Here is a 14,909-nt window from a genome sequence, read left to right as displayed (position 1 = left end):
GGATGCCCCGACCCCGGCGAGGCAAACGCGTTTCGCCCGGTAACCGGCCGGGTAGGCGGATCGGATGATTTCGACCGCGGACGCCGTCGTCATCGGCGCCGGGCACAACGGGCTGGTGGCCGCGAACCTGCTGGCCGACGCGGGCTGGGACGTGCTGGTGCTGGAGGCCACGCAGGTCCCCGGCGGGGCGGTGCGCTCCGCCGAGGTGACCGTCCCCGGCTACCTCAGCGACCTCTACAGCTCCTTCTACCCGCTCGGGTACGCCTCGCCGGTGCTGCGCGGCCTGCGCCTGGAGCGGTACGGGCTGTCCTGGACCAACGCCCCGGACGTGCTGGCCCACCTGCTTCCGGACGGCCGCGCGGCCGTGGTGAACCGGGACCTCGACGTCACCGCGGCCTCGCTGGAGGCGTTCGCCCCCGGCGACGGCGACCGCTGGCGGCACGCGTACGCGGACTGGTGCCAGGTGGCCGAGCCGATGCTCGACGTGATCACCCGCCCGTTCCCGCCGGTGCGCGGCGGGCTGACCCTGCTGCGCCGGCTGAAGGTCTCCGGCGCGCTGCGGCTGGCCCGCCGGCTCGTGGTGCCGGTACGCAAGCTCGGCGACGAACTCTTCGCCGGCGAGGGCGGTCCGGCGCTGCTGGCCGGCTGCGCCCTGCACACCGACCTGTCGCCTGAGGAGGCCGGCTCCGGGGTGTACGGCTGGCTGCTCGCCATGCTCGGCCAGCAGGTCGGCTGGCCGGTGCCGGTCGGCGGCGCACAGCGGATCACCGACGCGCTGGTGGCGCGGCTGGTCGAGCGGGGCGGCCGCATCGAGTACGGCGCCCGGGTCGAGCGGGTGCTCACCGCCCGGGGCCGGGCCATGGGCGTGCGCACCGCCGGCGGCGCCGACTGGCGGGCCCGTCGGGCGGTGCTCGCCGACGTCCCCGCGCCGGCGCTCTACCTGGACCTGGTCGGTGCGGCGGCGCTACCGCCCCGGCTGGTCGAGGACCTCGCGCACTTCAAGTGGGACGGCTCCACGCTCAAGGTGGACTGGGCGCTGTCGGCGCCGGTGCCGTGGAAGAACCGGGCGGTGGCCGGCGCCGGCACCGTGCACCTCGGCGCCGACCTGGACGGGCTCACCGCGTACGCGGGGGCGCTGGCCCGCAACGAACTGCCCCGGGACCCTTTCCTGCTGGTGGGGCAGATGTCGGTGGCCGACCCGAGCCACTCCCCGCCGGGCACCGAGTCGCTCTGGTCGTACACCCACCTGCCGTTCCGCCGGCACTGGCGGGCCGAGGAGGTCGCCGGTCACGTGGAGCGGATGGAGGAGGTGCTGGAGGAGGCCGCACCGGGCTTCCGCTCGCTGATCCTCGGGCGGCACGTGGCCGGCCCGGCCGACCTGGAGGCCGCCGAGCCGAGCCTGGTCGGTGGCGCGCTGGGCGGGGGCACCGCGGCCGCGTACCAGCAGCTCTTCCTGCGGCCGATCCCCGGCCTGGGCCGCGCGGACACCCCGGTGGACCGGCTCTTCCTGGCCAGCGCCTCGGCGCACCCCGGCGGCGGGGTGCACGGCGCGCCCGGCGCGAACGCGGCCCGCGCCGCCCTGGCCCGCGACCGCCTGCTCACCGGCGACCTCTACGCGGGCGTGATCGGCGCCGCGCACCGCACCGTCTACCGCTGACCCGACGGTTCGGGCGGCGCGCGGCGTTCGCGTCCGGCCGCCGGCCGCCGGCCGCCGGCCGCTGGCCCGAGGGTCCGATGGTCCGGTCCGACCCGACGATCCCGCCGCTCCCGGTCACTGCCGGTGACCGACAACGGCCCAGCCGGCACCTCCGCCCACTGCCTTTGCTCTGCAGCCGCATACGCAGCGTTCACGCACGGTGGGCGGCTGACGCCGGCGCGGCGGCCGGGCCGCTTCGTGCCGCGCAGGTGAGGACGGTGCTGCGGTGATGGCTGCAGAGCAAAGCGGGTGCGGGGTGGTGGTGGCCGGACGACAAAGCCTCACGCTGCGTCGTCATGACGCAGCGTGAGGCCAGTGTCGGTGCGGAAGGTGCCCGGTGGCGGGTCAGGTGTCCAGATTGCGGTGCCGGGTGCGCAGCTTGAACGGCATGAGCGCGCTCTCGATCTTGGTGGCGGTGGTCATCTTCGAGGCGCCCTCGCGGCGCTCCTCGAAGCGGATCGGCACCTCGAGGATCGTGTGCCCCAGCTTGGTGGCCAGGTAGTGCATCTCCACCTGGAAGCTGTAGCCGTTGGACTGCACCCGCTGGAGGCCGATGTCACGCAGCGCGTCGGCCCGCCAGATCTTGAACCCGGCGGTCAGGTCGCGGATCCGCACCCGCAGCAGGGTGTGCACGTAGAGGTTGGCCCAGCCGCTGAGCGCGCGACGGTAGAGCGGCCAGTTCTCGTCCAGCTCGCCGCCCGGCACGTAGCGCGAGCCGATGACCACGCCGGCCTGGGTGGAGAGCAGCGCGCCGAGCATGCCGGGCAGCGCCTCCGGCGGGTGCGACAGGTCGGCGTCCATCTGCGCGACGTACTCGGCGCCGTCGTCCAGCGCCCGCCCGATGCCGTCCACGTACGCCCGGCCGAGGCCCTCCTTGCCCGGGCGGTGCACCACCATCACCCGGTCCGGGTGCTCGATGGCCAGCTTGTCGGCGACCTCGCCGGTGCCGTCCGGGGAGTTGTCGTCCGCGACGAGCACCTTCAACCCCGGCAGCGGCAGCGCCAGGAGGCGCTCGACCAGCGTCGGGAGGTTGCCCGCCTCGTTGTAGGTCGGAACGACGACGGTCAGGCGTGCGTCGCGCCACGGGGAGGGCAACTGCACGGGTTCGATCATCACGGACATCCTCGGTCGGCCGACAGGTTCACCTGAGAGGGTAGCCAGTCCTCTCCGCGTGGTCCGCACAGACGCCCGCCCGAAGATTCCGGGCCGTCCGCCGGGGCGGGCGGTCAGCGTAGCCGGCGGGCCAGCCCGCCGGCCGCCAGCAGCAGCCCACCGAGCGTCAGCGCGGACACGGGGGGCTTGTGCGCGCTCACCCAGAGTGCCGCCGAGTGCCGGCGGGCCCGGTCGGTGAACACCCCCTCGGCGCCCCGGTCCTGCTCGTCGTCGCCCGGCCGGTCCAGGTTGTCCCGCCAGGTCGCCGGGTCGATCGGCGCGTCGGTCTGCTGGCTGTCGTAGCCGTCGCGGGCCAGCTTCCGCCGGGAGCTGCACCATCGACAGCCTCACCCCGGGGCAGTCGTGCAGCAGTTCGGCCCGGAGCGAGTCGTTGAAGCCCTGCACCGCGTGCTTGCTCGCGCAGTACGCCGACTGCAACGGGATGCCCTGGTAGGCCAGCGCCGAACCGACCTGCACGATCGCCCCGCGGCTGTGGGCGCGCATGTGGCGCAGCGCGGCCAGTGTGCCGTGCACGGTGCCCAGGTAGTTGACCTCGGTGACCCGGCGGAACTCGGCCGCGGTGATCTCCCAGGCCGGCGCGAAGACCGAGACCATGGCGTCGTTGACCCAGACGTCCAGCCCGCCGTAGTGGTGCGCCACGTCGTCGGCGGCGCGCTGCACCGCGCCGGCGTCGGCCACGTCCACCTGGTAGGTGCGCACCTCGGCGGCGCCGAGCCGGCGGCAGTCCCGCTCGGCGGCGGCCAGCCCGGCCGCGCCCCGGGCCAGCAGGGCCAGCCGTGCGCCGCGCGCCCCGTACGGCTGGGCCACCGCTCGCCCGACGCCCGCGCTCGCCCCGGTGATCACCACCCGCTGCGTCACCGGTCCGCCTTCTGCCGGGTGGCGATGTCCGAGAGCCGGCGCAACGTCTCCTTGTTCCGCTGGTGCAGCACCAGGTCGTTGAGCTTGTTCCGCACCCAGCGCAGCGGGCCGGCGGCGAAGTCCTCGCCGATGGTGACCCGGGTCCGGCCGCCGTCCAGCGGCTCCAGCCGGAACACCACGATCGCCTCGCCGGCCGGCCACAGCCCGGCCCGTACCACGAACTTGTGCGGGGCGTCGCACTCCAGCACCGTCGAGGTGTCCTGGAGCGATAACGGCCACGGGCCGGCCTTGTGGTGCAGCCGGCTGCCCACCCGGGGCCAGGTGTCGTCCACGTCGCGGACGTGCACCGTGCCCACCACCCAGTCGCTGTACGTCCACCCGTCGGCGAGCACGTCGAAGATCTGCTGCGGGGGCGCGTCGATCACTTTCTCCACAATCGCCACCCGAACCTCATACCCCCGCCCCGATCGCCGCTAACGGCGGCCGGGTTAGCTTGTCTCCGGCGGCGGGTAACGCCGGACCGGGTCGGCGGGAGCGGGGTTGCGGACCGGCCGTGCGGCACCGGCGGAGGCGGCTCCGCCGAAGTTGATGTTTACTCCTCGGGGGGTCGGGAACCCGCCGCCCGTGCGACGGGACCACGAGCGGGATCAGTGCAGGTCAGCCCGGGTTGACCCGGGTGCTGGCCGGTTCCCGTCCGGCCTGTACGACGCGGTGCTGCTGGACCGGGACGGCACGCTCGTCGAGGACGTGCCCTACAACGGCGACCCGGAGAAGGTCCGTCCGCTGCCCGGCGCCCGGGAGGCGCTGGACCGGCTGCGCGCGGCCGGGCTGCGCCTGGCCGTCGTGAGCAACCAGTCCGGCCTGGCCCGGGGCTGCTTCACGGCCGACGACCTGCGGCGGGTCAACGCGCGGGTGGAGGAGCTGCTCGGGCCCTTCGACAGCTGGCAGATCTGCCCGCACGGCGAGCCGGACCGCTGCGCCTGCCGCAAGCCGGCCCCCGGGCTGGTGCACGCCGCGGCCCGGGCGCTCGGGACCACGCCGACCCGCTGCGTGCTGGTCGGCGACATCGGCGCCGACATGGCCGCCGCCGCGGCGGCCGGCGCCGCCGGGATCCTGGTGCCCACCCCGGCCACCCGGGCGGCCGAGGTGGCCGCCGCGCCCACCGTCGCCGCCGACCTGCCGGACGCGGTCGGCACCATCCTCGGCCGGATGCGGCTCGTGGCCCCGCCCGGGCCCGCGCCCCGGCGGGGCACGGTGCTGGTGGCGCGCAGCGACGCGGCCGGCGACGTGCTGGTCACCGGCCCCGGCATCCGCGCGGTGGCGGCCGGGGCGGAACGGGTGGTGCTGCTCTGCGGGCCACGCGGCCGGGCGGCCGCGGAGCTGCTGCCCGGCGTCGACGAGATCATCGAGTGGCCGCTGCCCTGGATCGACGCCCCCGCCCCGCCGGTCGACCCGGCCGGGATGCGCACCCTGGTGGACCGGCTCGCCGCCGTCCGCGCGGACGAGGCGGTCCTCTTCACCTCCTTCCACCAGTCGGCGCTGCCGCTCGCCCTGCTGCTCCGGATGGCCGGGGTGCCGCGGATCAGCGCGATCAGCGACGACTACCCCGGCGCCCTGCTCGACGTGCGGCACCGGGTCCCCGTCGGGGTGCCCGAGCCGGAGCGGGCACTGTCGCTGGCCGCGGCAGCCGGCTTCGCCCTGCCCGCCGGGGACGAGCCGGGGCTGCGGTTGCGCGCCGACCGGCTGCCGCCCGCCCCGGCCGCCGCCGGCGAGCCGGGCTACGTGGTGCTGCACCCGGGTTCCTCGGTGGAGACCCGGGCCTGCCCGTTCGAGCTGGCCACCCGGATCGTCCGGGTGCTCAGCGCGGCCGGCTACCGGGTGGTGGTCACCGGCGGGCCTGACGAACGGGAGCTGACCGCGCAGGTGGCCGCCGCGGGCGGCCTCGACCTGGGCGGACGTACCGGCCTCGACGAGCTGGCGGCGGTGGTCGCCCGGGCCGGCGCGCTCGTGGTCGGCAACACCGGGCCGGCGCACCTGGCCGCGGCGCTCGGCGTGCCGGTGGTCAGCCTCTTCGCCCCGACCGTCCCGTTCGGGCAGTGGGGGCCCTACCGGGTGCCCACCGTGCGGCTCGGCGACGCCGGGGCGGCCTGCCGGGACAGCCGGGCCGTGCGCTGCCCGGTCCCCGGCCATCCCTGCCTGTCCGCCGTCGAGCCGGGCCGGGTGCTGGAGGCGCTGCGGCTGCTCGGGGTGCCCGCCGACGCGCCGGAGCCGCTGGTCACCGTCCCCGGCGGGGTGGTCGGATGAACGTCCTGGTGTGGCACGTGCACGGGTCGTGGACCACGTCGTTCGTGCACGGCAAGCACCGCTACCTGGTGCCCGTCACCCCGGACCGGGGCGCGTACGGGCTGGGCCGGGCGCGGACCTACCCGTGGCCGGACGGCGCCGTCGAGGTGACCCCGCCGGAGCTGCGCCGGGCCGACGTGGACGTGGTTCTGCTCCAGCGGCCCGAGGAGTTCGACCTGGCATGCGAGTGGCTCGGCCGGCGGGTCGGCCGGGACGTGCCGGCGATCTACGTCGAGCACAACACCCCGAAGGGCGACGTGCCGAACAACCGGCACCCGATGGCCGACCGGGACGACCTGCTGCTCACCCACGTCACCCACTTCAACGAGCTGTTCTGGGACAACGGCGGCACCCGCACCGCGGTGGTCGAGCACGGGGTGGTCGCTCCGGCCGTCGAGTGGACCGGCGAGCTGGACCGCCTCGCCGTCGTCATCAACGAGCCGGTCCGCCGCTGGCGGGTCACCGGCACCGACCTGCTGGCCCGCTTCGCCGACCTCGTCCCGCTGGACGTCTACGGCATGAAGGTGGCCGGGCTCGCCGAGCACCTGGGCCTGCCCCCGGACCGGCTCACCAGCCACGACGACGTGCCGCAGCACGCCATGCACGCCGAGCTGGCGAAGCGGCGGGCGTACCTGCACCTGTGCCGGTGGACCTCGCTCGGGCTGAGCCTCGTCGAGGCCATGACCATGGGCATGCCGGTGGTGGCGCTGGCCACCACCGAGGCCGTGGAGGCCGTGCCGCCGTCCGCCGGGGCCCTCTCCACCCGGGTCGACGTGCTCGTCGAGGCGGCCCGGGGCCTGCTGGACGACCCGGCGGCGGCCCGCCGGGCGGGCGCCGCGGCCCGGACCGCCGCCCGGAACCGCTACGGCCTGGAGCGTTTCCTCGCCGACTGGGACCGGCTGCTGGAGGAGGAAGTATGCGCATCGCGATGATCTCGGAGCACGCCAGCCCGCTCGCCGTCCTCGGCGGGGAGGACGCCGGCGGCCAGAACACGCATGTCGCGGAGCTCTCCGCCGCGCTCGCCGCCGCCGGTCACGACGTCCGCGTGTACACCCGGCTCGACGCCGTGGACCTGCCCGTGACGGTCCGCGCCCCGGACGGGTACGACGTGGTGCACGTGCCCGCCGGGCCGGCCGAGCCGGTGGCCAAGGACGACCTGCTGCCGTACATGCCGGCGTTCGGGGAGTGGCTGGCCGAGCGGTGGCGCACCGGCGACTGGCAGCCCGAGGTGGTGCACGCGCACTTCTGGATGAGCGGCCTGGCCGGGCTGGCCGCCGCGCGGCGCACCGGGGTGCCGGTGGTGCAGACGTACCACGCGCTCGGCACCGTCAAGCGGCGGCACCAGGGCGCGCAGGACACCAGCCCGCCGGGCCGGGTCGGGCACGAGCGCCGGCTGGGCCGCTCGGTCGACCGGGTGGTCGCCCAGTGCCAGGACGAGGTGGCCGAGCTGGTCCGGATGGGGGTGCCCCGATCCCGGATGACCGTCGTGCCGTCCGGGGTGAACCTGTCCACCTTCGCGCCGCTGGGCCCGGTCGCCGAACGGGACGGCGCCCGGCCCCGGATCCTCACCGTCGGGCGGCTGGTCGAGCGCAAGGGCTTCCAGGACGTCATCCGGGCCACCGCGCTGGTGCCCGACGCCGAGTGCGTGGTGGTCGGCGGCCCGCCCGCCGGGTTGCTGGAGACCGACCCGTACGCGCTGCGGCTGCGGGCGCTCGCCGAGTCCCGCGGGATCGCCGACCGGGTGAAGCTCATCGGGGCGGTCCCCCGGGAGGAGATGGGGCGCTGGTACCGGTCGGCGGACGTGCTGGTCGCCGCCCCCTGGTACGAGCCGTTCGGGCTGACCCCGCTGGAGGCGATGGCGTGCGGCGTACCGGTGATCGGCACCGCCGTGGGCGGGCTCAGGGACACGGTGGTGCCCGGCCGGACCGGCGACCTGGTGCCGGCCCGCGACCCGGCGGCCCTCGGCGCGGCGATCCGCGGGCTGCTCGGCGACCGGATCCGCCGGTTCGCCTACGCCACCGCGGCCCTGGAGCGCGCCCGCACCCGCTACTCCTGGTCCACCACCGCCGACCGGCTCGCGGAGCTGTACGCCGAGGTGGCCACCGTGCGCCGGCCCACCCGGGTGGTCGCCTGATGGCGGCGCCCACGCCGGCCGTCGGAGGCACGGTGCTGGAGGACCACCTGACCCGACTGGCCGCCGCGCTGCTGCCGCTGCGCGACGCGGAGCAGCTGCTGGCCCGCTGGGGCGGGGAGCTGGCGCACCGGCTGGCCACCGGCGGGCGGCTGCTGGTCGCCGGCAACGGCGGCAGCGCCGCCGAGGCCCAGCACCTCACCGCCGAACTCGTCGGCAAGCTCCGCGACGACCGCGAACCACTGTCCGCCATCGCCCTGCACGCCGAGACCTCCGCCCTCACCGCCATCGGCAACGACTACGGCTACGACGAGGTCTTCGCCCGCCAGGTCCGCGCCCACGGCCGACCCGACGACATCCTCCTGCTCATGTCCACCAGCGGCACCAGCACCAACCTCCTCACCGCCGCCCGCGCCGGACACGACACCGGCCTGCGCTGCTGGGCCTTCACCGGCCCCGCCCCCAACCCGCTCGCCGGGTCCTGCCAGGAGACCCTCGCCATCGACTCGCCGGACAGCCAGGTCGTGCAGGAGCTGCACCTGGTCGCCACGCACGTGCTCTGCGAGTACGTCGACCGGGCGCTGCCCGCGGCGCTCGCCGCGCGGGAGGCGGGCCGGACGCCGGCCGACACGGTGCGGACCGGTGTCGAGGTGGTGCTCGGCGACGGCCCGGACGGGAAGGTGCAGGCCCGATGAGGAGGTCGAGCATGACGGGACCCGTGGTGGTGCTCGGTGACACGCTGCTGGACCGGGACGTCGAGGGGGTGGTGAACCGGCTCTGCCCGGACTCCCCGGTGCCGGTGCTCGAGGAGACCACGCACGTCGACCGCCCCGGCGGCGCCGGTCTCGCCGCCGTCTTCGCCGCGGCCGAGGGCGCCGAGGTCGCGTTGGTCACCGCGGTCGCCGACGACGCCGGCGGGGCCCGGCTCGGCACCCTGCTCGCCGCCGCCGGCGTGCAGCTGTACGCGCTGCCGCTGGCCGGGGCCACTCCGGAGAAGATCCGGCTGCGGGCCCGCGGCCGGGTGCTGCTGCGTCACGACCGGGGCGGGCCGGCCGGCGATCCGGGCGAGCCGAGCGAGGCGGTGCTGCGCCTGATCGCCACCGCCTCCGCCGTGCTGGTCAGCGACTACGGCCGGGGCGTCGCTCGGCATCCGGCGCTGCGCGCCGCGCTCGCCGCGACCCGGGCGCCGGTGGTCTGGGACCCGCATCCGCGCGGCCCGGCCGCCGTGCCCGGGGTGAGCCTGGCCACCCCGAACGAGTCCGAGGCGCGCGAGCTGGCCAAGGCGCCGCCGGGCGCGTCCCGGCTGGTCACCGCGTCCCGGGGCGCCCAGGCGCTGCGCCGGCGCTGGCAGGCCGGCGCGGTGGCGGTGACCCTGGGCGGCGACGGCGCACTGCTCTGCCACGCCGGCTCCACCCCGCTGGTGGTGCCCGCCCCGGCCGCCGAGGGGGACACCTGCGGTGCCGGGGACCGGTTCGCCGCAGCGGCCACCCTGGCCCTGGCCCGGGGCGCCCTGGTCTCCGAGGCGGTGCAGGAGGCGGTCGCCGAGGCGTCCGAGTACGTCGCCGTCGGGGGAGTGGCCACGGCGCTGCCCGCCCCGGTGCGGACCGCCGCCCCGGCGGTGGTCGTCGGCGGCGGGGACCGGATCGGCGCCGCCGCTGCCGGCGAGGTGGTTTCCCGGGTACGCGCGGCCGGCGGCACGGTCGTGGCCACCGGCGGCTGTTTCGACCTGCTGCACGCCGGGCACGTGGCGACCCTCCAGGCGGCCCGGCAGCTCGGCGACTGCCTGGTGGTCTGCCTGAACTCCGACGCCAGCGTGGCCGGGCTGAAGGGCCCGGAGCGGCCGGTCGTGCCGCAGGGCGACCGGGGGCGGCTGCTCGCCGCGCTGGGCTGCGTCGACGCGGTGCTGATCTTCGACGAGCCCACCCCGCACGCGGCGTTGTCCTGGCTGCGCCCCGACATCTGGGTGAAGGGCGGCGACTACGCCAGCGGCGGCGGCGCGGAGACCCTGCCCGAGGCGGCGGTCCTGGCCCGCTGGGGCGGGCACACGGTGGTGGTGCCCTACCTGGACGGCCGGTCCACCACCGACATGATCGCGGCGGCCCGGGCCGGGCGGGGCACGGTGGGCTGGCCCGGCACGGCGGTGCCGGCGGCGGAGCCGGCCGGGGAGACGGTCGTCCGGTCGACGGCGAAGGGAGCACGATGAGCGAGCGCAGCGGTCCGCCCGGGACCGGCTCCACCGTCCTGGTCACCGGCGGGTCGAGCGGGCTCGGCGCGGCGGTGGTCGCCGCGGTGGCCCGGGCGGGCGGCCGTCCCCTGGTGTTGGACCGGCAGCGCCCCGCCGACGGGGTGCCCTGGGTGGAGTGCGACCTGGCCGACACCCGGGCCGCCGAGGCGGCCACCCGCGACCTCGCGGAACGCTCCGGCGGCCTCGACGGCGTGGTCACCGCGGCCGGGATGGACGTCCCGGGGAAGCTGATCGACGTGCCGGCGGAGACGTGGGAACGGATCGTCACGGTCGACCTGCTCGCCACCGCCGCGGTGATCCGGGCGGCGCTGCCCTTCCTGGAGGCGTCCCGGGGCAGCATCGTCACCGTCGCCTCCACGCTCGGGGTGAAGGCGGTCAGCGACGCGACGGCGTACTGCGCGGCGAAGTTCGGGGTGGTCGGCTTCACCCGGGCGCTCGCCGCCGAACTGGCCGGCGCGGTCGGGGTCACCCTGCTCATCCCCGGCGGCATGCGCACTGCCTTCTTCGACGAGCGGGACGCCCAGTACCGCCCCGGGCCCGACGCCGTGCTCAACGAGCCCGCGGACACCGCCGCCGCGGTCATGTTCGCCCTCTCCCAGCCGGCCGGCTGCGCCGTACGCGAGATGGTGGTCTGCGCCGAGCAGGAGTCCTCGTACCCGTGATCCTGGTGCTGCGGGCGCTCGGGGTCGGCGACCTGGCCACCGCGGTCCCGGCGCTGCGGGGCCTGCGCGCCGGCCTCCCGGGCCGGGAGCTGGTGCTCGCCGCGCCGGCCTGGCTGTCGCCGCTGGCCGCGCTGACCGGGGTGGTCGACCGGGTGCTGCCCACCCCCGGGCTGGCCGACCGGCCGGCGTGGCCCGGCCCGCCGCCGGAGGTGGCGGTCAACCTGCACGGGCGGGGCCCGCGGTCGCACCGGATGCTCGCGGCCGCCCGGCCCGGCCGGCTGCTCGCCCACTGCAACGCCGAGGCCGGGCACCTCGCCGGCCCGGCCTGGGACGACGACGAGCACGAGGTGCGCCGCTGGTGCCGGCTGCTGCACTGGTACGGCCTCCCGGCCGACCCCGGCGACCTGGCGCTGCGCCGCCCGCCCGTGGCGGCCGTGCCGGCCGGCGTCACGGTGCTGCACCCCGGCAGCAAGATTCCCGCGAAGCGCTGGCCGGCCGACCGCTTCGCCGCGCTGGCCCGGGCCCTCACGGCCCGGGGGCACCGGGTGGTGCTCACCGGCTCGACCGATGAGCGGGACCTGGCCGCCCGGGTGGCCCGGGACGCCGGGCTGCCCCCGGCCGCGGTGCTCGCCGGCCGCACCGGCCTGGCCGAGCTGGCCGCGCTGGTGGCCGACGCCCGGCTGGTGGTCAGCGGGGACACCGGGGTGGCCCACCTGGCCACCGGCTACGGCACCGCCTCGGTGGTGCTCTTCGGGCCGGTGCCGGCGGCGCACTGGGGCCCGCCGACCGACCGCCCCCGGCACCGGGTGCTCGGGGCCACCGATCGTGCCGGGACCGACGCGGATTGGTCCGCTTCCGCCGGGGTAGGAACGCACCCATCGTTGGCGGCCATCGAGGTCGACGAGGTGGTGGCCGCCGTGGACGAGGCGGAACGGGCGGTGCGGGTGTCCGGTGCGATTGCGGCGTAGTGATCCGGGCAGGCCGGGGTACGGACGCCGGCGGCGCGGCAAGGGCTGGCTCTTCGTCGACGCGAAGGGCGATCCGGTGCGCGACCCCGACGAGCTGGCCCGGCTGCGGGAGCTGGTCGTCCCGCCGGCCTGGCGGGACGTGTGGATCTCGCCGTACCCGAACGGGCACATCCAGGCCACCGGGATCGACGCGGCCGGGCGCAAGCAGTACCTCTACCACCCGAAGTGGCGGGAGAAGCGGGACGAGGCCAAGTTCGACCACGTGCTGGAGGTGGCCCACCGGCTGCCCGTGCTGCGCGACCGGGTAGCCCACGACCTGGCGTTGCGCGGCCTGCGGCGGGAGCGGATCCTGGCCACCGTCGCCCGGCTGCTCGACATGGGCACGTTCCGGGTCGGCAGCGACCAGTACGCCACCGGCGAGGACGCCACCTTCGGCGTCTCCACCCTGCGCCCCGAGCACGCCCGCTCGCGGGGCGGCTGCGTGGTCTTCGAGTTCCCGGCCAAGGGCGGCATCGAGCAGGTCCGCCGGATCGAGGACCCGGAGCTGTGCCGGGTGCTGACCAACCTGCGCCGCCGGCGGCGGTCCGAGGAGCGCCTGTTCGGCTACTGGGACGGCCGGTCCTGGCGGGACGTGCGCAGCGACGAGGTCAACGACTACCTGCGCGACGCCAGCGGCGGGGAGATGACCGCCAAGGACTTCCGCACCTGGCACGCCACCGTGCTGGCCGCCACCGAACTGGCCACCCTCGGCGAGCAGCGCTCCACGACGGCCCGGAAGCGGGCGGTGGCGGCGGTGATGCGCTCGGTGGCCGAGCTGCTCGGCAACACCCCCACGGTGGCCCGGACGTCCTACGTGGACCCGCGGGTGGTCGACCTCTATCACGACGGGGTGCTGGTCCCGGTGGAGCCGGACATGCCGCGCGAGGCCGTGGAGAAGGCCGTCCTGGTGCTGCTGGAGGAGGAGGCGGCGGCATGACCGGCCCCGCCGTCAGTCCTGGGGGGAAGCACGACGGGGCCGGAGACCGGTGCGGGCCGTCGAGGGTGGGTGGCTGGCGTTACCGGGCGGTCGCCCGCGGCTGGGTCGCCGCGGGCGCCACGCCACGGCCCCCCGATACCAGTGGGCCGCGCCGGTCACCCGGCCGCCGGCCCGCACTCAGTATGTCCGCTCCGAGTTGATTGCGGATGCCGTGGTGTTGACGATGCGTGCCGGTTGCAGGTGGCGCGCCCGGTACGCCTGGGGGGTCTCCGCGTACGCGGCCCGGAACGCCCGGCTGAAGTGGGCCTTGTCGCGGAAGCCCCACCGGGCGGCGACGAGCTGGATCGGCCGGTCGCCCAGCGCCGGGTCGGCGAGGTCCCGGCGGCACCGCTCCAGCCGCTCGTCCCGGATGTACGCCGCGACCGTGGTCTCTTCGGCCTCGAAGAGCCGGTGCAGCGACCGGACCGAGACGTGGTGCGCGTCGGCGATCGACTGCGGGCTCAGCGCGGCGTCGCCCAGGTGCTGGCGGACGTGCGAGCGCACCTGGGCCAGCAGGGCCTGCCGCCGTACCTCGGTGGGCACCGCGTCCTCGGAGACCAGGTGCCGGCCCAGCATGGTGGAGACCAGGTCGAGCCCGACACCGGCCAGCCGCTCCGCGTCCGCCGCGTGGTACTGCTCGGGATGGCTGGTGAGCTGGATGAGGTAGTTGGACAGCAACGCCCCGATCCCCTCGGTGCCGGACATCCGGCCGGCGAACAGTGGGGTGAGCCGGCGATGGGCCAGGGGCAGCGCCTCGTACGGGATGAAGGCCACGATCGAGCTGACGGACGGGTCCCCGTCGTCGCCGTGGTGGCTGAGCTCCTGGGGGCGGGCGCAGTCGTAGAAGGTGAAGTCGCCGGGGCGGCAGACGCCGCGCTGCCCGTCCTGGTCCGCGATGCCGGTGCCGGCGAGGGTCAGCGCGAGCACGTAGTAGTCGGCGTCGGAGCGCTGGATCAGCTTCCGGCTCCGGACCCCGTCCAGCGAGGGGTACCGGTGGCGGACGAGCTGCATCGGGCCCAGGTCGAGGAACTCCGACCGCGCCACGAAGTTGTCGGCGTGCTCGGTGCGTACCCGCATGAGCCCGGGCGTGTCGGCGAGCATGTCCAGCCACAGCCCGAAGCGGTCGGCGGCGGGCACCTGCTCCGTGTCGAAGACCTGCCGCTGCAATTCCGTGTCCATCCACGACCCCCGTGGTTCGTCACCGTCATGAAGCAGGACGCCCCACGAGGCCGGGAGTTGCACTCGCGGGGCGTGACATTCCTGTCATTGACGGACGTGAGAACTTCTGTTAGGAGTCCGGTCAGTCGTTGAGCACGTGCGAGAGCCGGTCGCGGAAGCGCCGCTCCGAGTCGCTCACCACGTCGCCGCCGAGGCCCAGGATGCCGCCGGTGGCGGCGGCGCCCACCACCTGCTCGGCGATCTCCACCAGCCAGTGCCGGTACGCGCCGGCCTGCCCCTCGTCGACCTTGGCGGACAGCAGCGCCGATGCCTGCCCGGCCCGGCCGAGCACGTCCTCGATCATCGCCTGCGGGTCGTCCGGGTTGATGACCGGCAGTTCGGCGCCGGTCTCGGGGTCGCCCACCCGGGAGACGACCTCGCCGGCGACGGCGGCCACCAGCGGGCTGGCCGACTCGCGGCCCGCGGCGATGGTCTCCAGCCCGGCGGCGTTCTCGGCCATGGTGCGCCTGGTGCCGTCGGACTCGGCCGCGGCCGCCGCGGTGAGGACCGCCTGCGGCAGCCCGACCAGCAGCCCCCACTCGTCGTCGGAGAAACCGAACCCGGTGTACGCCGGCTGCTCGATCACGATCAAGCCCCTTT

Annotated in this window: 13 protein-coding genes and 1 pseudogene; 9 read left to right on the top strand and 5 right to left on the bottom strand. The window is 76.1% G+C overall.

Features of this window, described 5'->3' with window-relative positions:
- Positions 1-64 precede the first annotated feature (64 nt).
- Positions 65-1,657: a phytoene desaturase family protein gene (locus IEY96_RS19795; RefSeq protein ID WP_189196300.1), complete on the top strand. Its 1,593-nt coding sequence runs from the start codon at positions 65-67 to the stop codon at positions 1,655-1,657.
- 384 nt (positions 1,658-2,041) lie between these two features.
- Here the strand turns inward: IEY96_RS19795 and IEY96_RS19790 are convergent, their stop codons facing one another.
- The 3 genes and pseudogenes from IEY96_RS19790 to IEY96_RS19780 all read right to left on the bottom strand — a co-directional run bounded on the left by IEY96_RS19790 (position 2,042) and on the right by IEY96_RS19780 (position 4,161).
- Positions 2,042-2,809, bottom strand: coding sequence for a polyprenol monophosphomannose synthase (locus IEY96_RS19790; protein WP_189196299.1), 768 nt, complete (start codon positions 2,807-2,809; stop codon positions 2,042-2,044).
- A 113-nt stretch (positions 2,810-2,922) separates the two neighbouring features.
- Positions 2,923-3,727: pseudogene (locus IEY96_RS19785) on the bottom strand (SDR family oxidoreductase).
- A complete protein-coding gene (locus tag IEY96_RS19780) occupies positions 3,724-4,161 on the bottom strand; it encodes an SRPBCC family protein (protein WP_308429936.1) in 438 nt (145 codons plus the stop codon). Before IEY96_RS19780 ends, IEY96_RS19785 begins: the two are co-directional and overlap by 4 nt.
- A 154-nt stretch (positions 4,162-4,315) precedes the next feature.
- Here IEY96_RS19780 and IEY96_RS19775 point away from each other — a divergent pair, with 154 nt between their 5' ends.
- From IEY96_RS19775 to IEY96_RS19740, 8 genes are read left to right on the top strand one after another with little or no spacing between them, the layout of a single operon-like run.
- Positions 4,316-6,031, top strand: coding sequence for an HAD-IIIA family hydrolase (locus tag IEY96_RS19775; protein ID WP_189196297.1), 1,716 nt, complete (start codon positions 4,316-4,318; stop codon positions 6,029-6,031).
- Entirely contained in the window at positions 6,028-7,002 is a 975-nt protein-coding gene (locus tag IEY96_RS19770) for a glycosyltransferase (protein ID WP_189196296.1), read from the top strand. Before IEY96_RS19775 ends, IEY96_RS19770 begins: the two co-directional genes overlap by 4 nt.
- On the top strand, positions 6,987-8,204 hold the full coding sequence (locus IEY96_RS19765; RefSeq protein ID WP_189196295.1) for a glycosyltransferase: 1,218 nt from the start codon (positions 6,987-6,989) through the stop codon (positions 8,202-8,204). Before IEY96_RS19770 ends, IEY96_RS19765 begins: the two co-directional genes overlap by 16 nt.
- Positions 8,204-8,896: a D-sedoheptulose-7-phosphate isomerase gene (locus IEY96_RS19760; RefSeq protein WP_189196294.1), complete on the top strand. Its 693-nt coding sequence runs from the start codon at positions 8,204-8,206 to the stop codon at positions 8,894-8,896. The genes IEY96_RS19765 and IEY96_RS19760 overlap by 1 nt, the downstream gene beginning before the upstream one ends.
- 11 nt (positions 8,897-8,907) lie before the next feature.
- Entirely contained in the window at positions 8,908-10,404 is a 1,497-nt protein-coding gene (locus IEY96_RS19755; RefSeq protein WP_189196293.1) for a PfkB family carbohydrate kinase, read from the top strand.
- Complete coding sequence (locus IEY96_RS19750) at positions 10,401-11,108, top strand: SDR family oxidoreductase (protein WP_189196292.1); 708 nt, start codon at positions 10,401-10,403, stop codon at positions 11,106-11,108. Before IEY96_RS19755 ends, IEY96_RS19750 begins: the two co-directional genes overlap by 4 nt.
- Positions 11,105-12,076, top strand: a complete 972-nt coding sequence (locus tag IEY96_RS19745; protein WP_189196291.1) for a glycosyltransferase family 9 protein — start codon at positions 11,105-11,107, stop codon at positions 12,074-12,076. Before IEY96_RS19750 ends, IEY96_RS19745 begins: the two co-directional genes overlap by 4 nt.
- Complete coding sequence (locus IEY96_RS19740) at positions 12,060-13,052, top strand: DNA topoisomerase IB (protein WP_189196290.1); 993 nt, start codon at positions 12,060-12,062, stop codon at positions 13,050-13,052. The genes IEY96_RS19745 and IEY96_RS19740 overlap by 17 nt, the downstream gene beginning before the upstream one ends.
- Before the next feature lie 177 nt (positions 13,053-13,229).
- Here the strand turns inward: IEY96_RS19740 and IEY96_RS19735 are convergent, their stop codons facing one another.
- Both IEY96_RS19735 and IEY96_RS19730 read right to left on the bottom strand, forming a co-directional pair.
- Positions 13,230-14,270, bottom strand: a complete 1,041-nt coding sequence (locus tag IEY96_RS19735) for a helix-turn-helix domain-containing protein (RefSeq protein WP_189196289.1) — start codon at positions 14,268-14,270, stop codon at positions 13,230-13,232.
- 121 nt (positions 14,271-14,391) lie between these two features.
- Entirely contained in the window at positions 14,392-14,895 is a 504-nt protein-coding gene (locus IEY96_RS19730; RefSeq protein ID WP_189196288.1) for a hypothetical protein, read from the bottom strand.
- Positions 14,896-14,909 lie beyond the last annotated feature (14 nt).

The sequence above is a fragment of the Micromonospora fulviviridis genome (assembly GCF_014648395.1).
Lineage (GTDB): Bacteria > Actinomycetota > Actinomycetes > Mycobacteriales > Micromonosporaceae > Micromonospora > Micromonospora fulviviridis.
This window is presented reverse-complemented; position numbering and strand designations above follow the sequence as displayed.